Below are 2,453 nucleotides of genomic sequence, written 5' to 3'. Positions count from 1 at the left end.
TGCGCACTCCGGCCAGCTCGGCGAGCAGTTCGCCGAACAGCTCGGCGTAGACCTGGCGGGTGCCGCCGCCGTTGGCCAGCAGGGCGATGATCACGCCGGCTTCCTGGGCCACCCGCAGGTAGCCGTACTGGCTGATGGTGGCGCCGTCGTGGCCGAAGCCGGGGACGCCGTGCCAGTCGTACAGTGTCCAGCCCAGGCCCCACCCCTCGAAGCCGGCCGTCCCCTTGTCCGGGACGCCGGCCTCGAGCCGCCGCATCCGCTCGGCCGTCGCGGCCGCCAGCACACGGGTGCCGTCCGGCGCGACGCCGCCGTCCAGGTGCGCGCGGGCGAGCCTCACGACGTCGGCCGCGGTGGCGCAGAGCACGCCGCCGTACGGGCCCGCCGAGCGCGGCAGCGAGTTCCACACCGGCGCGGGAACCGGCGGCTCGCCCAGGTGGCCCATCGCGGCGCGGAAACGCAGCACGTCCTCGGGCAGTGTCACCGTGCTCGTCAGGCCGAGCGGCGCGCAGACGCGCTCGCGCAGGGCGTCGTCCCAGGTCAGGCCGGTCAGCACCTCGACGATGCGGCCCAGGATGGTGTATCCGGTGCTGCTGTAGGAGCCGGCCGTGCCGGGCGGGAAGTCCTGGCCCACGGCGGCGCAGGCGTCGACGTAGCGGGCCAGGCAGTCGTCGCCGCGGCCGGTGTCGAGGGTGAAGTCGCCGCTGATGCCGCTGGTGTGGCTGAGCAGTTGCCGGACCGTCACCGTCCTGGTCGCCCCGGTGTCGGCGACGGCGAAGCCCGGCAGCACGTCCGCCACCCGGGCGTCGAGGTCGAGCACGCCCGATTCGACGAGCTGCATGATCAGGGTGGCGGTGTAGACCTTGGTGATCGAGCCGATCTGGAACACCGAGCCGGTCGTGACCTCCACGCCGGTTCCCCGGTGCAGGACTCCGGTGGCCAGTTCGTGGATGTCCCCGCCGGTCAGGACGGCCAGGGACGCGCCGGGGACGTGGTTGTCGGCGCACAACTCGTCGAGCCGCGCCTGCCAGTGAACGGCGTTGAAAGCCATCGTCGGCCCCTTCTGCGTACGTTGTTCCAATATGCGAACAATGTACGCAGAAGAGATCGGCGTACGCAACCGGTGCTGATCGCTAAGGTGTTCGGCATGACGTTGGTGGCTCGTCTCGACCGTTTCAACCGGCGGCACCCGTGGAGCCACAACGACCACTACGGCCGCTGGGTCGCCGGCCGGGTGGCCGCGTCCGGGGCCCGCCACGTCCTCGACGTCGGGTGCGGCACCGGCAACCTCGCCGCTCTCCTCCGCCGCCGCGGCGCCACCGTCACCGGGCTCGAACCCGACCCCGCGACCGCCCGCGCCGCGGCGCAGCGCTTCGCCGGCGATCCCGCGGTCACCATCCTCCACACCGACTTCGCCGGGCGGGAACCGCGGCGGCGCTGGGACGCCATCACCCTCGTCGCCGTCCTGCACCACCTCCCACTGGTGCCCACCCTGCGAGAACTGCGCGGCTGTCTCGCCCCCGGCGGACGCCTCGTGGTCGTCGGCTGTTACCGGGAGGCCGGGCCCGCCGACCTGCTCACCGCCTTGCCGGCCCTGCTCGCCAACCCGGTCATGGGACTGATCAGGCATCCGGCCCGCGCCGATGCGCCGCCCTCGCACATGACGGCGCCCACCACCGATCCCCAGGAGACCCTGGCCGACATCCGGGCCGCGGCCGCGCAGGAGCTGCCCGGCGCCCGGATCCGGCGCCGCCTGTTCTGGCGGTACACCCTGGTCTACGACGCTCCCGGCGGTGCCTGACGCCCCCGCCGCGTCGTCACGAGGCCGCGCTGTCCGATGCCTGCCGGGCGACGATGTGGTGGGCGCGGGGCCGGTGGCTCCACAGGCCGTGCGGTGCGTGGCGGAGGAAGTCCCGCCGCAGCCGGGCGACGAACGCCTCCCCGCGGGCGGCGGCCAGCGCGCGCAGCGGTCCAGAGCGGGTGTAGGCGTCGAAGAAGGTGGCCGCGTCCGGATGGGTGATCAGATCGGCCGGCCGCTCGTCGCGCTCGATGACCGCGCCGCGCGCACGTAACGCGGGCACGAGTTCGTGCTCCCAGATGTCGTCGCCGGCGGGCACATGGGGGCGGACAACCTCGGCGATGCGTGCGAACGGCCCGTCCGGCTCGGTGACATCCGGCCAGTAGACGACGGACAGCCGTCCCCCGGGGCCGAGCGCGGCCAGCCACGACCGGACGGCGAGCTCCGGCCGGGGAAGCTGCTGGAGACCGAACACCGACACCACGGCGCCGCACCTGCCCGTCCAGGGGCCGTCGAGGGTCGAGGCGTCCGCCTAGTACTACATAGCTAGATCTGTAGGACCTGTAGGCGCAGGTGCCGCTTGAAGTGGTGCCTGCGTGCTCGAGCTTGGTGGCTGCGACGCTGCTCGGACCAGTAAAGTCCCAGCTCAACAGCGTGA

3 protein-coding genes are annotated in these 2,453 nt (G+C 73.0%); 1 reads left to right on the top strand and 2 read right to left on the bottom strand.

The features are described 5' to 3' along the window. Positions 1–1,048, bottom strand: a 1,048-nt coding sequence (locus ITP53_RS54845) for a serine hydrolase domain-containing protein (RefSeq protein WP_195903397.1), incomplete at its 3' end; no start/stop codon positions are given. A 96-nt stretch (positions 1,049–1,144) separates the two neighbouring features. Here ITP53_RS54845 and ITP53_RS54840 point away from each other — a divergent pair. Beyond that, complete coding sequence (locus ITP53_RS54840; protein WP_195903396.1) at positions 1,145–1,798, top strand: class I SAM-dependent methyltransferase; 654 nt, start codon at positions 1,145–1,147, stop codon at positions 1,796–1,798. 16 nt (positions 1,799–1,814) lie between these two features. Here the strand turns inward: ITP53_RS54840 and ITP53_RS54835 are convergent, their stop codons facing one another. Continuing rightward, a complete protein-coding gene (locus ITP53_RS54835) occupies positions 1,815–2,279 on the bottom strand; it encodes a hypothetical protein (protein WP_195903395.1) in 465 nt (154 codons plus the stop codon). Between the last annotated feature and the right edge of the window lie 174 nt (positions 2,280–2,453).

Source organism: Nonomuraea cypriaca (assembly GCF_015645445.1).
GTDB classification, from domain to species: Bacteria; Actinomycetota; Actinomycetes; order Streptosporangiales; family Streptosporangiaceae; genus Nonomuraea; species Nonomuraea cypriaca.
This window is presented reverse-complemented; position numbering and strand designations above follow the sequence as displayed.